Raw genomic sequence first — 23675 nt, forward strand, 5'->3', positions numbered from 1 at the left:
GCAATATCGCCAGCGCTAGTCAAATCCATTGCTTGATGGCAAGTTGGAGGGCTTACGTTGGCTCGCCGAATCCGGCTTGTCATTGATGAAATAAACTTTGGTCTTCAGGCCTTCTTTAACGGAACGTCTACCTCACCATACAAACATGCCTCTACACACTGATAACAAGTTTCCGCTGTCCCGCCTGAAAAAACTGAGCGCCGCCGTCTCTCTGGCAGTCATCTTGCCGATGGGAGCGCATGCAGCCGGGCTCGGCAAGCTGACCGTCCTGTCGGCGCTGGGCCAGCCGCTGCGCGCGGAAATCGAACTGACGTCAGTATCGAAAGAGGAAGAAGGTTCTCTGGTCGCGCGCCTGGCATCGGCCGACGCCTTCCGCAAAGCCAACATCGATTTCAACCCGGTATTGTCATCGCTGCGATTTTCGGTCGAACAACGCCAGGGCCGGCAACTGATCCGCATCAGTTCTGCGCAGGCGCTCAACGAGCCCTTCGTCGATTTGCTGCTGGAATTGAGCGGCGGTGGTACGCGCCTGGTGCGCGAGTACACCTTCCTGCTCGATCCGCCCGACATGCGCAAGCCGCAAGCGGCGCAGTCGGCGCCGGCGCCAACGCCAGCACCAGCGACACCAGCGACACCACCGGCAGCAGCGCCGGCTGTCGCCAAACCAGCGGTTGCCGCCGTCACGCCGGCTACAAAACCGGCAGTCGCCACTCCGGCAGCGCCTGTTGCAGCTGCACCTGCGGCATCGCCGGCGCCCGCCAACAACAGCGACGACGAGCCGGTCTCGAGCATCGTCACCAGGCCGGCGCCTTCGCCGCTGGCTGAAGAAATCATCCGCAACGGCCGCAGCGAACAGAGCGGCCTGACCAATGCACCGGTGCCAGCAGCCGTGGCTGCCAAGACCGCGCCTCAAGCTGCCGCCAACACCGAAGCCAAGTCCGAGGAAGCTGCTCCGGCGACTGCCGGCAAGCGCGGCAAGGGCGCTGCGGCCAAACCGGAAGGCAAGGCAGGCGACAAGACTTATCGCGTCAAGGAAGGCGACACGCTGGCGGACATCGCCAATCGCACCCGGGACAACACCGTGTCGCTGGATCAGATGCTGATCGCGTTGTATCGCGCCAATCCCGATGCCTTCATCGGCGACAACATCAATCGCCTGCGCGCGGGCCGCGTGCTGTCGCTGCCTGATGCCGCCACTGCCGGCGCCGTCAGCAAGAGCGAAGCGCGCACCACCGTGGTGGCGCAGGCGCAGGACTTCAATGCCTACCGCAACAAGCTGGCAGGCCAGGTTGCCAGCGGTCCGGCCCGCAAGGCCAACGACGCCAGGCAAAGCGGCGGCGGCAAAGTGACCGCGCGCGTGGAAGAAAAATCTTCCACCAACGAAGCCCGTGACCGTCTGCAATTGTCGAAGGCCGGTGCGGGAGCGAAAGACCGCGCCGCCGCTGAAAAAGCAGCAGCTGAAGACAAGATCGCCGCAGACAAGGCGATCGCCGAAGCCAACGACCGCGTCAAGGCGCTGGAGAAAAACGTCAGCGATCTGCAGAGGCTGCTGGAAATCAAGAACAAGACGCTGGCTGAAATGAGCGAGCAGCAAAAGGCTGCGGCCAAGCCGGAAGCTCCGGCTGCAGCGCCTGCTGCTGCGGAAGTGAAGCCGGAGGCCAAACCGGAAGAAAAGCCTGTCGAAGCTGCACCGGCGCCGGAGCCTGCCAAGCCTGAAGCGGCGCCTGCTCCTGCCGTTGCTCCAGCCGCAGCGAAACCCAAGGTCGCCGTGGTCCCGGGTCCGGTCGCGACAGCCAGTTTCTTTGATCGCATCCAGGACAATCCTTTCCTGTTGCCGGGCGCCGGCGCGCTGGTCGCCTTGCTGGCGGCGTGGGGCGTAGTGCGCGTGCGCAACAACAAGAAGAAGGCTGCGGCGGCCGCAGCAAGCGATCCCGAACAGGAGGATGAGCCGGCGGAGTCGCCCAAGGAAACTCCACCGGCAGTTGAAGCTGCAGCCGCAGTTGCAGCAGCTACCGCCGCTACGCCAGAAGCGGAAGAACCCGCGCCCGAACCGGCAGCCGTGGTTGAGGAACCTGCGGCGGCTCCGGTCGCTGAAGAACCCGAAGTCGAGGGCGTCGATCCGATCGAAGAAGCCGACATGTACATTTCCTTCGGCCGCGAAGAGCAGGCTGAAGACATCCTGCAACTGGCGCTGAAATCCGATCCGAAGCGCCAGGCGATCCGCAGCAAGCTGCTGGAAATCTATGCGAAGCGGCAGGACGTCGACGCCTTCAATGACGTCGCCAAGGAATTGCACGCCGGTACCGGCGGTGTCGGTGAGGAATGGGAAAAAGCCGTCGCCCTGGGCATCGTGCTGGATCCGACCAATCCGCTGTATGGTGCCGTTGTCGAGGAGGAGATCGTCCCCGAGGAAGCACCCGCGCCGGTCGAACCAGAGCCGGACCAAAGCCTTGAATTCGACCTGGACGATTTCAAGGGGGCTGAAATCCAGCCCGGTACGCCGCCGGCCGATATCGGCAGCAAGATCGATTTCGACCTCGAGCTCGACAGCGGCGTCAAGCCGGAGGAGGAAGCGGCGCCTAAACCGGCCGCTCCCGTACTCAACGACATCGATCTGGATTTGCCTCCGCCGGAAACACCGAAGCCGGTCGACGTGCTGGAAGACGATGAGTCCGCCTTCGCCGCCGAGATGTCGACCAAGCTCGACCTGGCTGCGGCGTATCAGGAAATCGGCGACAAGGAAGGTGCCCGCGAATTGCTCGAGGAAGTCATTCGCGGCGGCAGCGACGCCCAGATCGAGCGCGCGCGCGACATGCTCTCCAAACTGTCCTGAGCATAGCAGGCCGCATGTCCGGAGTGTGTCCGGAAGCGGAACGGGCGCCGGCAGCGGCGCCCGTTTGCATTTACCGGAACTCATTTCATCGCTTCAGCCCATCCAGGCAAGTTTGTACTCATGCCTGTTGTTGAAATGAGTTCCAGGTTGTTGAACTTGTTTTTAAATTGATTGGACCGGGCAGTACGCCGCAAGGCGACTGCTTCAACTTGTTGACTGCCGTGATCGAACCATTCCTTCCCGCCGACGAAACTCCCGCTGCAGTGCAGTCACGTACCTTGCATCGCATCGTGCTCGGCATCCAGTACGACGGCAACTCCTGGCAGGGTTGGCAGACCCAGCCCCACGGGCTGACCGTGCAGGACAAGCTGGAAGCCGCACTCAGGAAATTCACGCTGGCCGACATCGGCACCACCTGCGCGGGTCGCACCGATTCCGGCGTGCATGCGCTGGAACAGGTGGTGCATTTCGACACTGTCATTGCGCGCGAAACAGCCTCATGGGTGCGCGGCGTGAACGCCTTCCTGCCGCCATCGATCGCCGTGCGCTGGGCCTGCGAAGTGCCGCTGGAAGAGGGCGTCGGCATCAATGCGGGGGAGCGCGAAGACGGTTTCCACGCTCGTTTCAGCGCCACAGCGCGCACCTATCACTATGTCTTGTACAACCACCCGGTGCGCTCCCCGCTGCTGGCGGGCAAGGCCGGATGGACGTTCCGCCCGCTCGACGCCGGCCTCATGCAGCAAGGCGCGGATTACCTGATCGGCATGCATGATTTTTCGAGTTTTCGCGCGGTTGAATGCCAGGCCAAGTCGCCGGTGCGCACGATGGAGTCGCTGCAGGTGCGCCGCCACGGCGACATGATCGTCTTCACGCTCAAGGCCAATGCCTTCCTGCATCACATGGTGCGCAATATCGTCGGTTCGCTGATTTATGTCGGCAACGGCAGGCAGCAACCGCAGTGGATCGCCGAGGTGCTGGCGCAAAAGGACCGCGGCTGCGCCGCGCCTACTTTCATGCCGGACGGCCTGTATCTGGCCAAAGTGGACTATCCTTCGCGCTGGCAGCTTCCGCAGGAAGCCCGCGCCTGGCCCTGGCTGTAGCCAGGGCGGTCCAATTGTAGCCAGCGTGGTCCAATCGGTTAGACTGGCGTCTTGCCGCTTTTATCTCCCGCCCCATATATCCATCATGTCCAGGACCAGAATCAAGATTTGCGGTTTGACCCGCGCTGAAGACGTTGCTGCCGCCGTTGCGGCCGGCGCCGATGCGATCGGCTTCGTGTTTTACGCCAAGAGCCCGCGCTACGTCACGGCCGATGCCGCTGCGCAACTGATCCTGGCGGCGCCGCCGTTCGTCTCGACCGTGGGCCTGTTCGTCAACGCCGGCGTGGAGGAGGTCGCGGCCGTCCTGCAGCAGGCGCCGTTGTCGCTGTTGCAATTCCATGGCGACGAAACGCCGGAACAGTGCGCCGCCATTGCCGCCGCGGTAAAACGGCCTTTCATTCGCGCCGCGCGCATCGGAAGCTCGACCACGCCTGCGGATTTGATAAAATACGAGCAGGATTATCGTTCCGCCAGTCCCTATTTCACGGGACTCTTGCTCGACACCCTGGTCGAGCAATACGGCGGCAGCGGAAAGGTTTTCGATTGGTCTCTCATTCCAGAAGAACTCGCGCCTCGGGTCGTTTTAAGTGGTGGCTTGAGCGTACAAAACGCGACTGACGCGGTGCAGCGCGTGCGCCCGCACGCCGTCGACATCAGCAGCGGTGTCGAACAAGCCAAAGGCATCAAGGATGCCGCCAAGATCGCCGCCTTCATCAGCGCGGTACGCCAGGCGGACAACATCTGAGCGAGTGCCGTCTTACCTGGACCGAACAGCAGAGGAATTGCAATGAAAGAATTGAATCCGCTCGGGAGTTTTTCCGAGCGCCAGCCCATCGCCGCCGCAGCCTTGCACCAGACTGCGCCCTACAACCTGCCTGACGCGCGCGGCCATTTCGGCCAGTACGGCGGCAGCTTCGTGTCGGAAACCCTGACGCACGCGCTGAACGAATTGCGCGATGCCTATGCGCACTACCAGCACGACGAACAGTTCCTGGCCGAATTCCACTCCGAACTGAAACATTTCGTCGGTCGCCCAAGCCCGGTCTACCACGCCCGGCGCTGGTCCGAACTGGCCGGCGGCGCGCAGATCTACTTCAAGCGCGAAGACCTCAACCACACCGGTGCGCACAAGATCAACAACGTCATCGGCCAGGCTTTGCTGGCCAAACGCATGGGCAAGAAGCGCATCATCGCCGAAACCGGCGCCGGCCAGCACGGCGTGGCGACCGCGACCATCTGCGCACGCTTCGGCATGGAATGCATCGTCTACATGGGCAGCGAAGACGTCAAGCGCCAGTTGCAGAACGTCTACCGCATGAACCTGCTGGGCGCGACAGTGGTGCCGGTCGAATCCGGTTCCAAGACGCTCAAGGACGCACTTAACGAAGCCATGCGCGACTGGGTCACCAACGTCGAAAGCACGTTCTACATCATCGGCACCGTGGCCGGCCCGCATCCGTATCCGATGATGGTGCGCGACTTCCAGTCGGTGATCGGCAACGAATGCATCGTGCAGATGCCCGAGATCGCCAGCCGCCAGCCGGACTATGTCGTCGCGGCAGTGGGCGGCGGCTCCAACGCCATGGGGATTTTCTATCCCTACATCGATTACCCGGACGTGAAACTGGTCGGCGTCGAAGCCGCCGGCGACGGTCTCGACAGCGGCCGCCATTCGGCTTCGCTGACGCTGGGTTCGCCCGGCGTGCTGCATGGCAACCGCACTTACCTGCTGCAGGATGAAAACGGCCAGATCATGGAGACCCATTCGGTCTCCGCCGGTCTCGATTACCCTGGCGTCGGCCCGGAACACGCGTGGTTGAAGGATAGCGGCCGCGCCAGCTACGAATGCATTACCGACGAAGAAGCATTGGCGGCATTCAATACCTGCTGCCGTATCGAGGGCATCATTCCGGCGCTGGAATCGAGCCATGCGCTGGCCTACGCAGCCAAGCTGGCCGCGACCTTGCCGAAAGACAAGATCGTGCTGGTGAATCTGTCCGGCCGCGGCGACAAGGACATGCATACGGTCCAGCAGCGGCAAGGGTAAGCAGGCTTAGCAAGCAAACGGCGCCAGCCGGCATGCGAGCGGCGGACTTGAAATCCGCCGCTCGCGGCAACGAAAACAAAACCGCGCTGGCCGATCGACGAACAACATATTCCAATACCATGTCCCGTATCCAATCCACTTTCTCCGCGCTGGCGGCCGCCAACAAGAAGGCGCTGGTCACCTTTATCACCGCCGGCGATCCGGCGCCGGATCTAACCGTGCCGCTGTTGCACGCGCTGGTCGCCGGCGGCGTCGACATTCTTGAACTCGGGGTGCCGTTTTCCGATCCTATGGCGGAGGGGCCGGTCATTCAGCGCGCCTGTGAGCGCGCCCTGAAATTCAACGTCAGCACGCGCGACGTGCTGGGTTATGTTCGCGAGTTTCGCCAGACCAACACCACCACGCCGGTGGTGCTGATGGGTTACGCCAATCCGATCGAGCGCTTCGGGGTGGATGCCTTCATTGCCGCCGCGAAAGAAGCGGGCGTGGACGGCACCATCGTGGTGGACTATCCGCCCGAAGAGTGCGAAGAATTTTCGCAAAAGATGCAGGCACAGGGCCTCGATCCCATCTTCCTGCTGGCGCCGACTTCGACGGAGGAGCGCATCATGCAGGTGGCCAAGGTCAGCAGCGGTTTCTGCTACTACGTCTCGCTCAAGGGCGTGACAGGCGCTGCCAACATCGACATCGTCGAAGTGGCGGCGCGTATTGCGGCCATCCGCAAGCACGTCAAACTGCCGATCGGCGTCGGCTTCGGCATTCGCGACGGCGCCACGGCCAAGGCGGTGAGCGAAGTGGCGGATGCGGTCGTCATCGGCAGCCGCATCATCCAGGAACTGGAAAACACGCCGCGCGAGCGCGCAGTCGAAGCGGTGCAAGCCTTCGTGGCGGACATCCGCAAAGCGCTGGACGCCTGATCCGGCGCGGCCGGCAGGGCAGGTTGCCGTGCTTTGCCGCGATTGAAAAACTTGTAAAAAAGCAAACAAAACACGATCCACGGCTGTGCGCGTTGGCCTCTGGTACAATGCGCCACCGGAAATTAAATGAGGTTTCTATGAGCTGGCTAGAGAAATTACTCCCGCCTCAAATTCAACGTAGCGATTCCGCAAGCCGGAAGTCGATACCCGAAGGTTTATGGGTCAAGTGCCCCTCCTGCGAAGCGGTACTCTATCGTACCGATCTGGAATCCAATCTCCACGTTTGCCCCAAGTGCAGCCATCACATGCGCATCCGCGCCCGTGCGCGCCTGGATTCCTTGCTCGACGAAGGCGGCCGTTATGAAATCGGCCAGGAAACCTTGCCGGTCGACACGCTGAAATTCAAAGATAGTAAGAAATACCCAGACCGTCTGAAAGACGCGCTGGAATCCACCGGCGAAACCGATGCCATGATCGTCATGGGCGGCGCCATCATGACCTTGCCGGTCGTGGTTGCCTGCTTTGAATTCGAATTCATGGGCGGTTCCATGGGCTCCGTGGTCGGTGAACGTTTCACCCGCGGCGCGCAAATGGCGCTGGAGCAAAAAGTGCCGTTCATCTGCATTACCGCCACCGGCGGCGCACGCATGCAGGAAGGCCTGCTGTCATTGATGCAAATGGCCAAGACCACTTCCATGCTGACCAAGTTGTCGGAAAAGAAGCTGCCGTTCATCAGCGTGCTCACCGATCCGACCATGGGCGGCGTGTCGGCGTCGTTCGCCTTCATGGGCGACGTCGTGATGGCTGAACCGAAAGCCCTGATCGGCTTTGCCGGTCCGCGCGTGATCGAGAACACCGTGCGCGAAAAATTGCCTGAAGGCTTCCAGCGTTCCGAGTTCCTCGTGACCAAGGGCGCCATCGACATGATCGTCGATCGCCGCAAGATGCGCGAAGAAATCGCCCGCCTGCTGGCATTGCTGCAAAATCAGGCGGCCGAAACCGTTTCCTGATCGCGATGCTGCGGACAGACCCGAACTTGCCGTCATCCAGCGCAAGTTCGGGTTTTTGCTTTTAAGTCGATCATCGCGCCCGTCGGCGACGCAGATTCAGTTCAGGTTCATCTCAGATATACCGCAGGCTCATTCATGCAAGCGCAAGCAAAACCTTCCACCCTGGCCGAATGGCTGACCCTCCTGGAAACCCGTCACTCCAAGTCCATCGACATGGGCCTCGAGCGCGTCGGCAAGGTCAGGGAACAGCTCGACATCCGTTTCGATTGTCCCGTCATCACCGTGGCCGGGACCAACGGCAAGGGATCCACCTGCGCCATGCTGGAATCGATTCTGATACGCGCCGGTTATCGCGTGGGCTTGTACATCAAGCCGCATTTCCTGCATTTCAACGAGCGCGCCCGCGTCGAAGGCATACCGGCGTCCGATGCGGCGCTGATCGCGGCTTTCGAGGCGGTCGAGGAAAAGCGCGGCGACATTTCGCTGACCTATTTCGAATTCACCACGCTGGCAATCATGAAGCTGCTGGCCGATGCAAAGATGGACGTCGTTATTCTTGAAGTGGGCCTGGGCGGACGTCTGGATGCGGTCAATGTGATCGATTCCGATGTCGGCATCGTCACCAGCATCGACATCGATCACACGGAATATCTCGGCACCACGCGCGAAGAAATCGGCTTCGAAAAGGCCGGCATTTACCGCGCCGGGAAGACCGCCATCTGCGGCGATCCGATGCCGCCGAAGTCGCTGATCAGGCATGCCGAATCAATCGGCGCCGATTTGTGGCTGATGGGGCGCGATTTCAATTACCAGGGCGACAAGCAGCAATGGGCCTACGGCGGCCGTGCGCAACGCCGCAATTCGCTGGCTTATCCGAGCCTGCGCGGCGCCAACCAGCTGTTGAATGCTTCCGCCGCGCTGGCAGCGCTGGAAGCCTTGCGCGATCGCCTCCCCATCGGCGCCCAGGAAGTGCGCACCGGGCTGGCCACGGTCGAGCTGCCGGGCCGTTTCCAGGTCTTGCCGGGACAACCGCTGGTGATCCTCGACGTCGCCCACAATCCGCACGCCGCCGCCACGCTGGCGCAAAACCTCGACAACATGGGCTTCCATCCCTACACCTATGCGGTGTTCGGTTCGATGCTCGACAAGGACATCGAAGGCGTGATCAATCACCTCAAGGGCAAGATCGACCATTGGTGCGTCACCGGCCTGCCGCTGCCGCGCGCTGCGACGGCGCAGCAATTGAAGGACAAATTGCTGGAAGCGGGCGTCGAGCCGGAATTCAAGCCGGACGCGGCCTGCACCATAGAAACCTTCGATACGCCGGCCGCTGCATTCGCAAATGCGCAAAGCCGGGCTACCGAGAATGATAGAATTGTGGTTTTCGGATCCTTCCTGACCGTAGGCGGCGTCATGGAAGCGCGCAAGCCGGAATTGCATTGAACTATCGCACCGGGTTCGCACCGTTTACGCTGCATTTGCAGCGATCTGCGGCATTTGTTGCACACACGTATTTTTCAGACTACCTAACTTAGATCAGCATGGGCTTGTTCTCGTTTTTTCGTAAAAACAAGCAGGAATCTGCTTCCGGCCAGGGCGAATTCCTCTCCCGTTCGGCAGGTGATCCGGCGGCGCAAAACAGCCGCGGCGGTCGCAGCGCCGGGAACGCACGCAAGTCCAGCAAGGCCGGCAAGGATGAATCCGTCGATCCGGTCCTGCCCGAGAAAAAACGCGCACGCCGCCGCCTGATCGGCGCCGTGGCATTGGTGTTGGCGGTAGTGATCGTGTTGCCGATGATCCTCGATTCGGAGCCGCGTCCGCTGGCCGACGATATTGCCATCCAGATACCTTCCAAAGACGGCAAGGACGCCGCCAAGGATAAGGATGCGGCGCCGGCTGTCGACAAGCCCAAGGCCGCCGCCGAGCCCAAGGAAGAATTCGTCGATCCGGCCACCATGAACGCCGGCGTCGAAAAACCCGCCATTGCGCCTGGCGCGCCGGCGATGCCGTCCGGTCCGGCCAACGCCCCGCTGGCGCAAGCGGCCAAACCGGCGCCGGCGACCCCGGCCGTGGCGGAGAAACCTGCCGAAAAGCCGGTTGCCAAGCCCGAAGTTAAGGCTGAGTCTAAAGCTGAGTCTAAAGCCGACGTTAAAGACAGCAAGACCGCCGACAAACCGGCCGAACACAAAGACGATCACAAGAAGGACGTGAAGGAAGCCGCCAAGCCAAAGGCTGCGGACAAGCCCGACGACGCGGCGCGCGCGCTGGCGATCCTGGAAGGCAAGCCCGCCGCGGCCGACAAGAAACCGGCGCCGGCTGCAGGCGGCAAGTTCGTGATCCAGGTGGCGGCGTTGGCGACGCAGGAAAAAATCGATGAATTGCGCGGCAAGCTCAACGGCGCAGGCATCAAGTCGTACACGCAAAAAGTGGCGACGCAATCGGGCGACCGCACGCGCATTCGCGTCGGCCCGTTCGCCAGCCGCGACGAAGCCGACAAGATGCGCGCCAAGATCAACAAGCTTGGCCTGAACGCGACGGTCGTGCCGGCTTGAATTTGATGGTACCCGGTCGCATATTGCTGATGTTGCCTGTGCCTGTGCCCGTGCCCGTGTTGCCGTCGTGACGATCTTCGATTACCTGGTCTTGCTGGTGCTGGCCTGTTCGGTCGTTATCAGCATGTTGCGCGGACTGGTGCGCGAAGTGTTGTCGCTGGCCAGCTGGATAATTGCATTAGTCGTCGCCAACGCCTATGGTGAAGCATTGGCGCAGATGCTGCCCGACGTGATTCCCGGCGAGTCGACGCGACTGATCGTGGGATTCATCGTCTTGTTCATCGGTACACGCCTGTTGATGGGGCTGGTGACCAGGGCGATGGCGGAAGTGGTCAAGGCGAGCGGCCTGTCGCTGATCGATCGCAGTCTGGGCGCGGTATTCGGCATGGCGCGCGGCGCGGTGATCGTGCTGGCGGTGGTGTTGTTATGCGGTACGACCTCGATTCCGCAGCAGCCGTTCTGGAAAGAGGCGCGTTTCAGTGCGCTGGCGGAAGCCGCTGCGGAGACCGCCAAACCCTATTTGCCGGGGCAGTTCGCTCAGCACGTCCATTTTTGATTTTGTTTCTTGGTTTTGTTTCTTCGTTGTTTTTGCTTAGGAGTCCACCATGTGTGGCATTGTCGGCGTCGTTTCCCATAGTCCAGTCAACCAGTTGCTCTACGATGCCTTGCTGCTGCTGCAGCACCGCGGCCAGGATGCAGCCGGTATCGCAACCAACCACGCAAACGGTTTCTCGATGCACAAGGCCAACGGTCTCGTGCGCGACGTCTTCCGTACGCGCAATATGCGTTCGCTGCCGGGCAACACCGGCCTCGGCCAGGTGCGTTATCCGACCGCAGGCAGCTCGTCCAGCGAAGAGGAAGCGCAACCGTTCTATGTCAACGCCCCGTTCGGCATCATCCTGGCGCACAACGGCAACCTCACCAATGCGGAGCAGCTCAAGGTCGAGATGTTCAAGAACGACCGCCGCCACCTCAATACCGATTCCGACACCGAAGTGCTGGTCAACGTGTTTGCGCATGAATTGCAACAAGCCACGACCGGTTATTCGCTCGATCCGGCTGCCGTGTTCAAGGCCGTTGCGATGGTTCACAAGCGCGTGCGCGGTTCCTACGCCGTGGTGGCGCAGATCGCCGGGTACGGCCTGCTGGGCTTCCGCGATCCGTACGGCATCCGTCCGATGTGCCTGGGTTTCAATGAAACCGACAAGGGTTCCGAATACATGCTGGCGAGCGAATCCGTGGCGCTGGAAGGCCTCGGTTTCCGCTTCCTGCGCGATGTAATGCCGGGCGAAGCCATCTTCATCGACAACGACGGCAAGCTGTACAACCAGCAATGCGCCGACAATCCGACGCTGAACCCTTGCGCATTTGAATTCGTCTACCTGGCCCGTCCCGACTCGGTCATCGACGGCGCGTCGGTGTACGCCAGCCGCCTGAAGATGGGTGAATACCTGGCCGAGAAGGTCCGTCGTGAAATCGCCAGCGGTGAAATCGACGTGGTCATGCCGATTCCCGACTCGTCGCGTCCTGCAGCGATGGAATTGGCGCTCAAGCTGAACCTGGACTATCGCGAAGGCTTCATCAAGAACCGCTACATCGGCCGCACCTTCATCATGCCGGGCCAGGGCCTGCGCAAGAAGTCCGTGCGCCAGAAGCTCAACGCCATCGGTTCCGAATTCAAGGGCAAGAGCGTGCTGCTGGTCGACGATTCGATCGTGCGCGGCACCACCAGCCGCGAGATCGTGCAGATGGCGCGTGAAGCCGGCGCCAAGCGCGTGATCTTCGCTTCGGCTGCGCCGCCGGTGAAGTTCCCGAACGTCTACGGCATCGACATGCCGACGCGCGACGAACTGATCGCCTACGGCCGCACCGATGAAGAAGTCTGCCGCGAAATCACGGCCGATGCGCTGGTGTACCAGGACGTGGAAGACCTGAAGCGTTCGATCTCCGACATCAATCCGGCGCTGCGCAATTTCGAAGCATCGTGCTTCGACGGCAACTACATCACCGGCGACATCTCGCGTGACTACCTCGATCGTATCGAGTTCGCCCGCAAGAATCCGAAGCCGGCTTTGGAAGACGCCGTCCGTTCGCAACTCAACCTGAACCTGGCGCGCGTGGACTGATTTTCACGGTAGCAGGACAAGATGAACGCCGGAACGCCGCAATGGTGTCCGGCGTTTTTCATTGGCGCGACCGGAATGCTGCGGCCGTCGCGGAACTGGCTTATCATCACTGTTCTCCCGTCCCACCGTCCCACTATTCCTTGTCACGGACCTGATTCTTACCATGAACGAAAAGAAGAACTACGGCTTCACCACCACCATCCTGCACAGCGATCGCCAGAAGACGATTGAACACGGCTCCCTGCACAAGCCGATCCACACATCCGTCGCCTTCGGCTACAAGGACGCGCGCCAACTGGCCGAAGTATTCCAGGGCAAGCAATCGGGCTACCGCTACGGCCGCCAGGGCAATCCGACCGTGTCGGCGCTGGAAGACAAGGTCACCGGGATGGAAGGCGGCCTGTCGACGATCTGCTTCGCCACCGGCATGGCCGCCATCGGCGCCGTGATCCAGGGGCTGCTGCGCGAAGGCGACCACGTGGTGTCGTCGGCTTTCCTGTTCGGCAATACCAACAGCATGTGGATGACGGTCCATGCGCAAGGCGCGCGCGTGTCGATGGTGGACGCCACCGACGTCAAACTGGTCGAGGAGGCGCTGACGCCGCAGACGCGCATCGTCTTCGTCGAAACCATCGCCAATCCGCGCACCCAGATCGCTGACCTGAAACGCATCGGCGAGTTGTGCCGCGAGCGCGGGATTCTGTATATCGTCGACAACACGATGACGTCTCCCTACCTGTTCCAACCCAAGGCGGTCCACGCCGGGCTGGTGGTCAATTCACTGACCAAGTCGATCGGCGGCCACGGCAATGCGCTGGGCGGCGCGCTGACCGACACGGGTTTGTACGATTGGTCGCGTTATCCGCACATCGCCGACAACTACAAAAAGAATCCGCAAGCGCAGTGGGGCATGGCGCAAATCCGCGCCAAGGCCTTGCGCGATTTCGGCGCTTCGCTGGGACCGGAAGCCGCGCATCACATCGCCGTCGGCGCCGAAACCATCGCACTGCGCCAGGACCGCGAATGCGCCAATGCGCTCGCCGTGGCGCAGATGCTCGACGCCGATCCACGCGTGGCGGCGGTGTACTACCCGGGCCTGCCGTCGCATCCGCAACACGCACTGGCGACGGAGCTGTTCCGTTCTTACGGCAGCTTGCTGAGTTTCGAGCTGAAAGACGGCATCGACTGCTTCGACTACCTGAACCGCCTGCAATTGGCGGTGGCGTCGAGCAACCTGGGAGACACGCGCACGCTGGTGATTCCGGTGGCGCACACGATCTTCTTTGAAATGGGGCAGGAGCGCCGCGCAGCGATGGGCATCGCCGAATCGCTGATCCGGGTTTCCATCGGTCTGGAGGACACGGACGATCTGGTCGAGGATTTCAGGCAGGCGCTGGATTCGTAGTATGAGGAAGCCATGCCGGTTATGGCCGGCATGGCGTGATGCTCCTCAAGGAAGCAGCTTGTCTGCAGCCTTGTGATCGGCCCACTTGTTGGTGTAGCTGGGTTTGTAGGTCTTGAAGCGCTGGACCAGGCTGGCCGGGTCGGCGTCATGCATCATCAGCAAAGACTGCTCGGCTGTCAGGAAACGCTGCGACACCAGATGCTCGATGAAGGCGATCAGGTTGTCGTAAAATCCGTCGACATTGAGCAGGCCGATCGGCTTGTAGTGGAAACCGAGCTGCGCCCAGGTCAGCACTTCGAACAATTCTTCCAAGGTTCCCATGCCGCCCGGCATGGCGACGAAACCATCCGACAATTCCGCCATCATGGCCTTGCGTTCGTGCATGTCCTTGACGATGTGCAGGCGGGTCAGGCCGTTGTGGCCCAGTTCCTTGTCCAGCAGCGCCTTGGGAATGACGCCGGTGGCTTCGCCGCCGAGCCGCATCACTTCCGTGGCGATCACGCCCATCAGGCCGACGTTGCCGCCGCCATACACCAGGGCGATATTGTCCTTGACCATTTGCTGCGCCAGGGCGCGCGCGCCTTGTGCGTAGACTTCGGAAGCGCCCACGGAGGAACCGCAATATACACAGATGGATTTCATTTTTCTTTCGCTCGGAGTAATCAACACCGCCATGTTATAACATGAGGACAAGACCTGATCGTGACAGGCGGCATGAAGGTTTATCAAGGAACAGCATGCAGAACAAGATTGTGACACTGGCATTGCAAGGAGGCGGTTCGCACGGTGCATTCACCTGGGGCGTGCTGGATCGCTTGCTGGAAGACCGGCGCATCGACTTCGAGGGCATCAGCGGCGCCAGCGCCGGCGCCATGAACGCCACGGTGCTGGCGCACGGCTACAATCTCGGCGGACGCGAAGGCGCGCGTGAGGCGCTCGCGGCGTTCTGGGGGCGTATCGCGGTCAAGGAACCGTTCAGTTTCCTGCCGCCCGAAATGCTGCCGGGCGGCTCCAGCCTGCTGAACCAGAGCACGCCGGCGGCGATGCATGCCCTGCTGGCGATGACGCGGTTCTTTTCACCGACTCAGCTCAATCCTCTCGACATCAATCCGCTGCGCGACATCCTCGAAGAGCAGATCGATTTCGAACGCCTGCGCCGCAGCGGCGACATCAAGCTGTTCATCGCGGCCACCCGCGTCAGCACCGGCACGCTGAAAATCTTCCGTAATCGCGAACTGACCGTGGACAGCTTGCTGGCTTCGGCCTGTCTGCCCTCGATGCACCGGCCGGTGGAAATCGACGGCGAAGCCTATTGGGACGGCGGTCTGACCGCCAATCCCCCGATCTTTCCCTTGCTGCACCTGTGTTCGGCGCGGGACTTGCTGGTGGTGTTGCTGCATCCGTGCAGCCGGCCCGGCACGCCCACTTCAACACAGGAGATCGGCCAGCGGCTCAGCGAAATCAGTTTCAGTTCGGCTTTCTTCACCGAGCTCGGCGGCCTGGCGCTGGCCAAGCGCGAGGCCGAAAACGCCATGTTCGCCTTCGGTACGCTGGAGCGCCGGCTCAGGAAACTCAACATGCATCTGGTGGAGGCCAACGACCTCATGAGCCAGCTTGACGTCATGAGCAAGCTCAACACCAAGACCTCCTTCATCCACGGTTTGCACGACGAAGGACGGCAGGCGGCGGAGCGCTGGCTGGAAAAGAATTTCCACATGCTCGGCCTGAAATCCTCGTTCGATCTCGGACGCTACCTGCAATAGGCAGCAAGCGGGACGCAACAGGCAGGTGAGGCAGGAGAGGGCGGAGAAGCTTATACTGTCAGGTTTTCCGATCGTCTCTCCCTCCACGCCATGAAGCCATCCCGTTCCGAATACCTCAACATCCGCGGCCTGCAGTACCACGTGCGCCACTGGGGCGACCCGCACGCGCCCAAGCTGTTCATGGTGCACGGCTGGATGGATATTTCAGCGTCGTTCCAGTTCATGGTCGATTGCCTGCAAAAGGAATGGCATGTGATCGCTCCGGACTGGCGCGGATTCGGCCTGACCGAGCGGCCGCAGGCCGACACCTACTGGTACCCCGACTACCTCGCCGACCTCGACGCGCTGCTGCTGCATTACTCGCCCGATGAAGCGGTCAACCTGCTCGGCCACAGTCTGGGAGGCAATGTCGTCGGCCTGTATGCCGGCGTGCGCCCGCAGCGCATCGCCAAACTGGTCAACCTGGAAGGCTTCGGCCTGCCCGGCACCAAGCCTGAGGACGCGCCCGGACGTTTCGCCAAGTGGCTCGACGAACTGCTGGAAAAACCGGAGATGCGCTCCTATCCTTCGCTCGACGGCGTCATCGCCCGCCTGCAAAAAACCAATCCGCGGCTGAGCCGCGAGCGCGCGGGATTCCTGGCGGCGCATTGGGCCGGACAGAACGATGAAGGCAACTGGGAAATCCTCGGCGATCCGGCGCACAAGAACACCAACCCGCTGCTGTATCGCATCGACGAAGTGACCGCCTGCTGGGCCCGGATCAGCGCGCCGGTGCTGTGGGTGGAAGCGGCGGAAACCGATATCTGGCGCTGGTTCGGCGACAACGCGCTGATGCGCGCCGAGATCGATCGCCGCATCGCTTTCATCCCCGACGTACGCACGGAAATCATCCCCGATGCCGGCCATATGCTGCACCACGACCAGCCCGAATTGCTGGCCGCAGCGATCGAGCGTTTCCTCGCGGAATAAGTCCTGGCGCGCCACGTTCCGCCGGTTGTGCACGTGCAGCAGAGACAACGCAGGCGGCGTACAATGAAGTTATCTTTTTCCCCATTTCCAAGGTTTTGCGCGCAATGCTCAACGTCGATATGCACTGCCATTCCAACTTCTCCGACGGTTTGCTGCCGCCGGAAGAGGTGGCTGCGCGCGCCAAGGCCAACGGCGTCGATGTCTGGGCGCTGACCGACCACGACGAAGTCGGCGGCATCGCCATCGCCCGCAAGGCGGCACAAGACCTGGGCCTGCGCTATATCCCGGGCGTCGAGATTTCAGTGACTTGGGCCGGCCAGACCGTGCATATCGTCGGTCTGCGCATCGACGAGACCAATGCTGCGCTGGTACAGGGACTCGCTGCCACGCGCAACGGCCGCGAGCGGCGCGCACGCGAGATCGCCGCCCAACTTGCCGTCGCCGGTATTCCCGACGCTTTCGACGGCGCCCTGAAACACGTCGGCAACCCCGACCTGATATCCCGTACGCATTTTGCCCGCTACATCGTCGAAACCGGCCGCTGCGCCGACACCAAGGAAGTGTTCCGCAACTACCTGTGCGAAGGCAAGCCTGGCTACGTACCGCATCGCTGGGCCACGCTCAGAGAATCGGTCGAATGGATCTGCGGCGCCGGCGGCGTGGCCGTGATTGCGCATCCGGGCCGCTATTCGTACAGCGAGCTCGAATTCGGCGCCTTGTTCGACGAGTTCAAGCAATACGGCGGCACCGGCATCGAAGTCATCACCGGCAGCCATACGCCCGACCAGTACGAGGAATATGCGCGCGTGGCCAGGCGTTTCGGTTTTCTTGCGTCCATCGGCTCGGATTTCCACGGTCCGGGAGAGTCGCACGTCGATCTGGGCGCCTTGCCGCCGCTGCCTTCCGGGTTGACGCCGGTGTGGCACGACTGGGGCTTGTAGGCCCCGGCCCGTGCAATACCCCGGTCGTGCACGGGTCTCTTGATTTATCCCCACTTGTTCCTATCTAATAACCACTTTCCTGATAGGAGTTTTCCGGATGAAACGCATATTCCTCTTCCTCGCGACCAATATCGCCGTGCTGGTGGTGATGAGCGTGATCTTGTCTCTGCTCGGCGTGGACAAATTCCTGACCCGTTCAGGCCTGAACTTGCCGATGCTGCTGGTGTTCTCGATCGTGGTCGGTTTTACCGGTTCGATCATTTCGCTGCTGATGAGCAAGTCCATGGCGAAATGGAGCACCGGCGCGCGCGTGATTGACACGCCGGTCAATTCGACGGAGGTCTGGCTGGTCAATACCGTGAGCAAGCTGGCTCAGCGCGCCGGCATCGGCATGCCAGAAGTGGCTGTCTACGAAGGCGAACCGAACGCCTTCGCCACCGGCGCTTTCAGGGATTCCGCCTTGGTGGCGGTGTCGACGGGTTTGCTGCAAGGCATGACGAAAGAAGAAGTCGAAGCCGTGCTCGGCCACGAAGTTGCCCACATCGCCAACGGCGACATGGTGACGATGACGCTGATCCAGGGCGTGGTGAATACGTTCGTGGTGTTCCTGTCGCGGGTGGTGGGCTACTTCGTCGACTCGGCGCTGCGCCGTAACAATGACGATTCCGGTCCTGGCATCGGTTACATGGTGACCGTCATGGTGTGCCAGATCGTGTTCGGCATCGGCGCCTCGATGATCGTGGCTTGGTTCTCGCGCCATCGTGAATTCCGCGCCGACGCCGGTTCCGCCAGGTTGCTCGGCGGTCCGCAACCGATGATCAATGCGCTGGCGAGATTGGGCGGCATTTCCTCCAGCGGTTTGCCGCAGTCGATGGCGGCCATGGGTATCAGCGACAAACCGGGATTCATGGAATTGTTTTCCACGCATCCACCGATGGAGCAGCGCATTGCCGCGCTGCGCGGCCAGCGCTAAGCAGGTGAGAACAGAAAACGGCGGCGTACAACCGCCGTTTTTCCTTTTTTGAAGTACATTTGATTTGATTTAATTCGAAGAACCCATGAGTCAGTTTTTCCAGATCCATCCCGAAAACCCGCAACTGCGCCTGATCAAGCAGGCCGCGCAAATTGTCCAGAGCGGAGGCATCGTGGCCTTGCCCACCGATTCCTGTTACGCGCTGGTCTGCCAGCTTGACAACAAGGACGCAGTGGAGCGCCTGCGCCGCATCCGCGGCGTCGACGAGAAGCACCACCTGACCCTCCTGTGCCGCGACCTCAGCGAGATCGCGCAATACGCCAAGGTCGACAATCGCCAGTACCGTCTGCTGAAGGCCGCTACGCCGGGCCCCTACACCTTTATCCTGGAAGCGACCAAGGAAGTGCCGCGCCGGTTGAGCCATCCGTCGCGCAAAACCATCGGCCTGCGTGTGCCGGAAAACCAGATCGCCCACGCCTTGCTGGCCGAGCTGGGCGAGCCGCTGATCGGCACCACGCTGATTCTGCCGGAGCAGGACGACGCGCTGACCGACGCCGAGGAAATCCGCGACCGCCTCGAAAAGCAGATAGAACTGGTCATCGACAGCGGCGCCTGCAGCTTGGAACCGACCACCGTTATTGATCTCACCGACGACAACGAACCGGTGCTGGTCAGGCAGGGGCGGGGCGACGCAGCGCCGTTCGGTTTGTAGGTTGCCCTGGGGAAATCAATTCCTGATTGCGGGCCGCCATGTGCGGTCCGTTTTTGTTTCATGGCTTGTCTTGCGCACAATAAAATTGTCTTTTTGATAATTTTGTCTTCCGTTCGGCGCGCTTTCAAGCGAGCGACGGCCGATATTCCCGCGGCCGGTCCTTTTCCCTCTGCTACCTCTGCTAAAATTCGCACCCATGAATGATCTTATCCAGACTGTCGCAGTGTATGCGCTCCCGGTATTGTTCGCGATTACACTGCACGAGGCAGCGCATGCCTTCGCAGCCAAGTACTTCGGCGACAACACCGCCTACATGATGGGGCGCATGAGCCTCAATCCCCTCAAGCACATCGATCCCTTCGGCACCATCGTCATCCCGGTGCTGCTGTATTTCGCCACCAGCGGTGCGTTCCTGTTCGGTTACGCCAAACCGGTGCCGCTGGACTTCGGCAAGCTGCGCAAGCCCAAGCGCGACATGGCGTGGGTAGCGTTGGCCGGTCCCGCCGCCAACTTCCTGATGGCGCTGATCTGGACGCTGATGATTTACGCCCTGGCCATCGGCGGGGTCCAGGAAGAATTCTTCATGCTCATGGCCAAGGCCGGCGTGCTGACGAACCTCGTCATGTTCGCGTTCAACCTGTTCCCGATTCCACCGCTCGACGGCGGCCGCATCCTGACCAGTTTGCTGCCAAACCGTTATGCGTATAAATTTGCACAGATCGAGCCCTACGGCTTCTTCATCGTGATGGCGCTGGTGCTGCTCAAGGTGATTTACACCTGGTGGATGGCGCCGGTGATGTATCTGGCCGGCAGCCTGCTGCAACTGATCGTATCGCCGTTATCCTTCTTTTTCTGAAGACTTACACCATGTATCCTGATCGCGTTGTCTCCGGTATGCGCCCCACGGGCGCGCTGCATCTGGGCCATTACCACGGCGCCCTGAAGAACTGGGTCAAGCTGCAATCCGAACTGCCTTGCCTGTTCTTCGTCGCCGACTGGCATGCACTGACCACGCATTACGACGACCCCAGCGTGATCGAGACCAGCACCTGGGAAATGGTGATCGACTGGCTCGCCGCCGGTGTCGATCCCTCGCAATCGACCCTGTTCATCCAGTCGCGTGTGCCTGAGCATGCAGAACTGCATCTGTTGCTCTCGATGGCCACGCCGCTGGGCTGGCTGGAGCGCGTGCCGACCTACAAGGACCAGCAGGAAAAACTCGCCGACCGCGACCTTGCGACTTACGGTTTCCTCGGTTATCCCTTGCTGCAGGCGGCCGACGTGCTGATCTACCGCGCCAGCCAGGTGCCGGTGGGTGAAGACCAGATTCCGCACATCGAGATGATGCGTGAAATCTCGCGCCGTTTTAATCATCTGTACGGCAAGGAAAAAGGCTTCGAGGAAAAAGCCCGCGAAGCCGTCAAGAAACTCGGCAGCAAGCGCTCCAAGCTGTATCTGGAACTGCGCACGCAGTTCCAGGAGCAGGGCAACGAAGAAGCGCTGGAGCAGGCCAAGGCCATGCTCGACGATGCGCAGAATTTATCCATGATCGACCGCGAACGCCTGTTTGGCTACCTCGAAGGCAGCCGCAAGCTGATCCTGACCGAGCCGCAGGCCTTGCTCACCGAAGCCTCGCGCCTGCCGGGCCTGGACGGCGCCAAGATGTCGAAGAGCTACGGCAACGCCATCGCGCTGCGTGAAGACAAGGAATCCGTGACCAAGAAGGTCCGCACCATGCCGACCGATCCGCAGCGCGTGCGCCGCACCGATCCGGGCGATCCGGGCAAATGCCCGGTCTGGCAATTCCACAAGGTGTATTCCGACGATGCCGTGCGGCAATGGGTCGAAAAGGGCTGCCGTTCGGCCGGCATCGGTTGCCTGGAATGCAAGCAACCCGTGATCGACGCCATCCTGTCCGAGCAGCAGCCGATGCTGGAACGCGCGCAGCAATACATCGATGATCCGTCGCTGGTGCGCGCCATCATCGCCGACGGTTGCGATACCGCGCGCAAGCTGGCGCAGGACACCATGCGCGACGTGCGCGAAGCCATGGGGCTGGGTTATTGATTGCTGCAGGTTTAAGCAGATCCGAACAAATTGACCGATAGCAGTGGCTATCCGCTACAATCGGTCTTTTATTTTCAACCGTATCTCATTACGCACTAACATCATGATCAAGGGCAGCATAGTCGCCATCGTCACGCCGATGCATCCGGATGGCAGTCTCGATTTCCCGGGCCTGCGCAAATTGATTGACTGGCATATCGCGGAGGGCACCGACGGCATCGTGATCGTCGGCACTACCGGCGAATCGCCGACCGTTTCGGTCGAGGAACACTCCGAACTGATCAAGGTCGCGGTTGAACATACCGCCAAACGCATTCCCATCATCGCCGGCACCGGCGGCAATTCGACATCGGAAGCCATCGAGCTGACCGAGTTCGCCAAGAAGGTCGGCGCCGATGCCTCGCTGCAGGTTGTTCCCTATTACAACCGTCCGACGCAAGAGGGCATGTACCTGCACTTCAAGAAGATCGCCGAAGCGGTTGATCTTCCCGTGATCCTGTACAACGTTCCCGGCCGCACCGTTGCCGACATGAGCAACGAGACCATTCTGCGCCTGGCGCAAGTCAAGGGCATCGTCGGCGTCAAGGACGCGACCGGCAATATCGGCCGCGGCTCCGACCTGATCCGTCTGGCGCCGAAGTCGTTTGCGGTTTATTCCGGCGACGATCCGACGGCGTTCGCACTGATGCTGTACGGCGGCCAGGGCAATATCTCGGTGACGGCCAACATCGCGCCGCGCGACATGCACGAGCTGTGCGCTGCGGCCATGAGCGGCAATCTCGCCCGCACGATCGAGCTGAACAACAAGATGCTGCCTTTGCATAACAAGCTGTTCGTCGAACCAAATCCGGTCCCCCTGAAATGGGCGATGACGGAACTGGGCCTGATAGAATCCGGCATGCGTTTGCCGCTGGCTCCGCTGGGCGCTGCATTTCACGATACCGTGCGTGCGGCGTTGCGCGAATCCGGTGTATTAAAATAATTAATTAACTAAACGGCAGTGTCGTTTTCCCTTGAACCCGAACCCGCTTTTCATTGCAACGATATGACAATTCGCAAGAACGTTCACTCTGCTTCACGTCTCCTCCCACAACGCGGTCTCACCGGTTTGATGATTGCCCTGGCTTTCACCAGCCTGGCCGGATGCAGCGCCGTCAGCAACATGCTGGAAGGGGATCGTATCGATTACAAGAGCGCGGAAAAAGCCAAGGGCCCACGACTCGAAGTGCCGCCTGATCTGACCCAGCTGCAGCGCGACAACCGTTACGCGATTCCGGAGTCGAACAAGGGCGTCGCCACCGCTTCCGGCTACAGCCTGGAGCAGAAGACCCGTCCGGTAACCGATGCAGCAGCCGTGGCGCCGCAAGCCAAGGGCGATTTGCGCATCGAGCGCGACGGCACTCAGCGCTGGCTGGTCGTGTCGCAGACGCCGGAACAGCTGTGGGGCCCGATCAAGGACTTCTGGCAGGATTCGGGCTTCCTGATCAACGTCGAATCGCAGGATACCGGCGTGATGGAAACCGACTGGGCTGAAAACCGCGCCAAGATCCCGCAAGACTTCATCCGCAATACCTTGGGCCGCGTATTCGATTCGCTGTACTCGACCGGCGAGCGCGACAAGTTCCGCACCCGCCTGGAGCGCGGTCCGAACGGCACCACCGAAATCTTCATCAGCCATCGCGGCGCCGAAGAAGTGCTGACCGGTTCGGCCAAGGAAACCTCGGTCTGGACTGCGCGTCCTTCCGATCCGGGCCTGGAAGCCGAATTCCTGGCGCGCCTGATGGTGCGCCTGGGCGCCGAAGAGACCAAGGCCAAGGCTGCCGTCGCCAATGCGCCGACACTGCAGGCCCGTTCCAAGCTGCTCAAGTCCGCCAACGGCTCCAGCGTGCAGGTTGACGAAAGTTTCGACCGTGCATGGCGCCGCGTTGGTCTGGCCCTTGACCGCGTCGGCTTCACCGTGGAAGACCGCGATCGTACGCAAGGCCTGTACTTCGTGCGCTACGTCGACCAGAACCAGGACGCCAAGGACAAGGAAAGCGAAGGCTTCTTCTCCAAGCTGTTCTCCAGCAAGGACAAGGACAAGAAGGCTGCGCGCTACCGCATCGTCGTCAAGGCCACCGGTGATATCAGCAACATTACCGTACAGAACAACGACGGCAAGCAGGAAGTTTCGCAAATCGCCGACAAGATTCTCGGCTTGCTGAACGACCAGCTGAAGTAAGCCGCAGTACTTGACGTAATGCAGTACATGCCTTCGCGA

21 protein-coding genes are annotated in these 23675 nt (G+C 61.2%); 20 read left to right on the forward strand and 1 reads right to left on the reverse strand.

The window, feature by feature from the left end; genetic code table 11:
- Nucleotides 1-145: 145 nt before the first annotated feature.
- The 11 genes from F506_RS08635 (at nucleotide 146) to F506_RS08685 (ending at nucleotide 13990) form a co-directional block, all read left to right on the forward strand.
- Nucleotides 146-2833: a FimV/HubP family polar landmark protein gene (locus F506_RS08635; protein WP_053196631.1), complete on the forward strand. Its 2688-nt coding sequence runs from the start codon at nucleotides 146-148 to the stop codon at nucleotides 2831-2833.
- 221 nt (nucleotides 2834-3054) lie between these two features.
- The gene (gene truA / locus F506_RS08640; RefSeq protein ID WP_235471437.1) at nucleotides 3055-3933 is read left to right on the forward strand and encodes a tRNA pseudouridine(38-40) synthase TruA; all 879 of its coding nucleotides are present in this window, start codon (nucleotides 3055-3057) and stop codon (nucleotides 3931-3933) included.
- An 82-nt stretch (nucleotides 3934-4015) separates the two neighbouring features.
- Nucleotides 4016-4678, forward strand: a complete 663-nt coding sequence (locus tag F506_RS08645) for a phosphoribosylanthranilate isomerase (protein WP_144424159.1) — start codon at nucleotides 4016-4018, stop codon at nucleotides 4676-4678.
- Nucleotides 4679-4720: 42 nt separating this feature from the next.
- The gene (trpB, locus tag F506_RS08650; RefSeq protein WP_053196635.1) at nucleotides 4721-5980 is read left to right on the forward strand and encodes a tryptophan synthase subunit beta; all 1260 of its coding nucleotides are present in this window, start codon (nucleotides 4721-4723) and stop codon (nucleotides 5978-5980) included.
- Between the two features lie 119 nt (nucleotides 5981-6099).
- Nucleotides 6100-6897: a tryptophan synthase subunit alpha gene (gene trpA / locus F506_RS08655; protein ID WP_053201407.1), complete on the forward strand. Its 798-nt coding sequence runs from the start codon at nucleotides 6100-6102 to the stop codon at nucleotides 6895-6897.
- 137 nt (nucleotides 6898-7034) lie between these two features.
- Nucleotides 7035-7907, forward strand: a complete 873-nt coding sequence (accD, locus tag F506_RS08660) for an acetyl-CoA carboxylase, carboxyltransferase subunit beta (protein WP_053196637.1) — start codon at nucleotides 7035-7037, stop codon at nucleotides 7905-7907.
- 135 nt (nucleotides 7908-8042) lie between these two features.
- Nucleotides 8043-9350 (forward strand): bifunctional tetrahydrofolate synthase/dihydrofolate synthase, encoded by a 1308-nt coding sequence (folC, locus tag F506_RS08665; RefSeq protein WP_053196639.1) that lies wholly within the window; start codon nucleotides 8043-8045, stop codon nucleotides 9348-9350.
- Between the two features lie 98 nt (nucleotides 9351-9448).
- Nucleotides 9449-10459, forward strand: coding sequence for an SPOR domain-containing protein (locus tag F506_RS08670; RefSeq protein ID WP_053196641.1), 1011 nt, complete (start codon nucleotides 9449-9451; stop codon nucleotides 10457-10459).
- Nucleotides 10460-10526: 67 nt separating this feature from the next.
- Nucleotides 10527-11015 (forward strand): CvpA family protein, encoded by a 489-nt coding sequence (locus F506_RS08675; RefSeq protein WP_053196643.1) that lies wholly within the window; start codon nucleotides 10527-10529, stop codon nucleotides 11013-11015.
- Between the two features lie 49 nt (nucleotides 11016-11064).
- Nucleotides 11065-12585 (forward strand): amidophosphoribosyltransferase, encoded by a 1521-nt coding sequence (purF, locus tag F506_RS08680; protein ID WP_053196646.1) that lies wholly within the window; start codon nucleotides 11065-11067, stop codon nucleotides 12583-12585.
- A gap of 163 nt (nucleotides 12586-12748) precedes the next feature.
- Nucleotides 12749-13990, forward strand: coding sequence for a cystathionine gamma-synthase family protein (locus F506_RS08685; protein WP_053196647.1), 1242 nt, complete (start codon nucleotides 12749-12751; stop codon nucleotides 13988-13990).
- A gap of 45 nt (nucleotides 13991-14035) precedes the next feature.
- On the opposite strand, the gene F506_RS08690 is transcribed toward F506_RS08685, so the two are convergent.
- Complete coding sequence (locus F506_RS08690; protein ID WP_053196649.1) at nucleotides 14036-14632, reverse strand: LOG family protein; 597 nt, start codon at nucleotides 14630-14632, stop codon at nucleotides 14036-14038.
- 95 nt (nucleotides 14633-14727) lie between these two features.
- On the opposite strand from F506_RS08690, the gene F506_RS08695 reads away from it, so the two are divergent.
- From F506_RS08695 to bamC, 9 genes are all read left to right on the forward strand, one after another.
- The gene (locus F506_RS08695; RefSeq protein WP_053196651.1) at nucleotides 14728-15753 is read left to right on the forward strand and encodes a patatin-like phospholipase family protein; all 1026 of its coding nucleotides are present in this window, start codon (nucleotides 14728-14730) and stop codon (nucleotides 15751-15753) included.
- Between the two features lie 90 nt (nucleotides 15754-15843).
- Nucleotides 15844-16722, forward strand: coding sequence for an alpha/beta fold hydrolase (locus tag F506_RS08700; RefSeq protein WP_053196652.1), 879 nt, complete (start codon nucleotides 15844-15846; stop codon nucleotides 16720-16722).
- 104 nt (nucleotides 16723-16826) lie between these two features.
- Nucleotides 16827-17663 (forward strand): 3',5'-nucleoside bisphosphate phosphatase, encoded by an 837-nt coding sequence (locus F506_RS08705; RefSeq protein ID WP_053196653.1) that lies wholly within the window; start codon nucleotides 16827-16829, stop codon nucleotides 17661-17663.
- A 97-nt stretch (nucleotides 17664-17760) separates the two neighbouring features.
- Nucleotides 17761-18636, forward strand: coding sequence for a protease HtpX (htpX, locus tag F506_RS08710; RefSeq protein WP_053196655.1), 876 nt, complete (start codon nucleotides 17761-17763; stop codon nucleotides 18634-18636).
- An 85-nt stretch (nucleotides 18637-18721) separates the two neighbouring features.
- Nucleotides 18722-19348: an L-threonylcarbamoyladenylate synthase gene (locus F506_RS08715; RefSeq protein ID WP_053196657.1), complete on the forward strand. Its 627-nt coding sequence runs from the start codon at nucleotides 18722-18724 to the stop codon at nucleotides 19346-19348.
- 196 nt (nucleotides 19349-19544) lie between these two features.
- Nucleotides 19545-20204, forward strand: a complete 660-nt coding sequence (locus tag F506_RS08720; RefSeq protein WP_053196659.1) for a site-2 protease family protein — start codon at nucleotides 19545-19547, stop codon at nucleotides 20202-20204.
- A gap of 11 nt (nucleotides 20205-20215) precedes the next feature.
- Nucleotides 20216-21415 (forward strand): tryptophan--tRNA ligase, encoded by a 1200-nt coding sequence (locus F506_RS08725; RefSeq protein ID WP_053196661.1) that lies wholly within the window; start codon nucleotides 20216-20218, stop codon nucleotides 21413-21415.
- A 103-nt stretch (nucleotides 21416-21518) separates the two neighbouring features.
- Nucleotides 21519-22397 (forward strand): 4-hydroxy-tetrahydrodipicolinate synthase, encoded by an 879-nt coding sequence (gene dapA / locus F506_RS08730; protein WP_053196663.1) that lies wholly within the window; start codon nucleotides 21519-21521, stop codon nucleotides 22395-22397.
- Nucleotides 22398-22460: 63 nt separating this feature from the next.
- Nucleotides 22461-23636, forward strand: coding sequence for an outer membrane protein assembly factor BamC (gene bamC, locus F506_RS08735; protein ID WP_053196665.1), 1176 nt, complete (start codon nucleotides 22461-22463; stop codon nucleotides 23634-23636).
- The last annotated feature ends 39 nt before the right edge of the window (nucleotides 23637-23675 follow it).

Origin of the sequence: Herbaspirillum hiltneri N3 (assembly GCF_001267925.1) — a bacterium.
In the GTDB taxonomy this organism is placed as follows: domain Bacteria; phylum Pseudomonadota; class Gammaproteobacteria; order Burkholderiales; family Burkholderiaceae_D; genus Herbaspirillum; species Herbaspirillum hiltneri.

Coding starts and splice junctions, on each gene's coding strand:
- F506_RS08635 (WP_053196631.1), top strand. CDS start 146: ATGCCTCTACACACTGATAACAAGTTTCCGCTGTCCCGCCTGAAAAAA.
- trpB (WP_053196635.1), top strand. CDS start 4,721: ATGAAAGAATTGAATCCGCTCGGGAGTTTTTCCGAGCGCCAGCCCATC.
- trpA (WP_053201407.1), top strand. CDS start 6,100: ATGTCCCGTATCCAATCCACTTTCTCCGCGCTGGCGGCCGCCAACAAG.
- accD (WP_053196637.1), top strand. CDS start 7,035: ATGAGCTGGCTAGAGAAATTACTCCCGCCTCAAATTCAACGTAGCGAT.
- folC (WP_053196639.1), top strand. CDS start 8,043: ATGCAAGCGCAAGCAAAACCTTCCACCCTGGCCGAATGGCTGACCCTC.
- F506_RS08670 (WP_053196641.1), top strand. CDS start 9,449: ATGGGCTTGTTCTCGTTTTTTCGTAAAAACAAGCAGGAATCTGCTTCC.
- purF (WP_053196646.1), top strand. CDS start 11,065: ATGTGTGGCATTGTCGGCGTCGTTTCCCATAGTCCAGTCAACCAGTTG.
- F506_RS08685 (WP_053196647.1), top strand. CDS start 12,749: ATGAACGAAAAGAAGAACTACGGCTTCACCACCACCATCCTGCACAGC.
- F506_RS08690 (WP_053196649.1), bottom strand. CDS start 14,632: ATGAAATCCATCTGTGTATATTGCGGTTCCTCCGTGGGCGCTTCCGAA.
- F506_RS08695 (WP_053196651.1), top strand. CDS start 14,728: ATGCAGAACAAGATTGTGACACTGGCATTGCAAGGAGGCGGTTCGCAC.
- F506_RS08700 (WP_053196652.1), top strand. CDS start 15,844: ATGAAGCCATCCCGTTCCGAATACCTCAACATCCGCGGCCTGCAGTAC.
- F506_RS08705 (WP_053196653.1), top strand. CDS start 16,827: ATGCTCAACGTCGATATGCACTGCCATTCCAACTTCTCCGACGGTTTG.
- htpX (WP_053196655.1), top strand. CDS start 17,761: ATGAAACGCATATTCCTCTTCCTCGCGACCAATATCGCCGTGCTGGTG.
- F506_RS08715 (WP_053196657.1), top strand. CDS start 18,722: ATGAGTCAGTTTTTCCAGATCCATCCCGAAAACCCGCAACTGCGCCTG.
- F506_RS08720 (WP_053196659.1), top strand. CDS start 19,545: ATGAATGATCTTATCCAGACTGTCGCAGTGTATGCGCTCCCGGTATTG.
- F506_RS08725 (WP_053196661.1), top strand. CDS start 20,216: ATGTATCCTGATCGCGTTGTCTCCGGTATGCGCCCCACGGGCGCGCTG.
- dapA (WP_053196663.1), top strand. CDS start 21,519: ATGATCAAGGGCAGCATAGTCGCCATCGTCACGCCGATGCATCCGGAT.
- bamC (WP_053196665.1), top strand. CDS start 22,461: ATGACAATTCGCAAGAACGTTCACTCTGCTTCACGTCTCCTCCCACAA.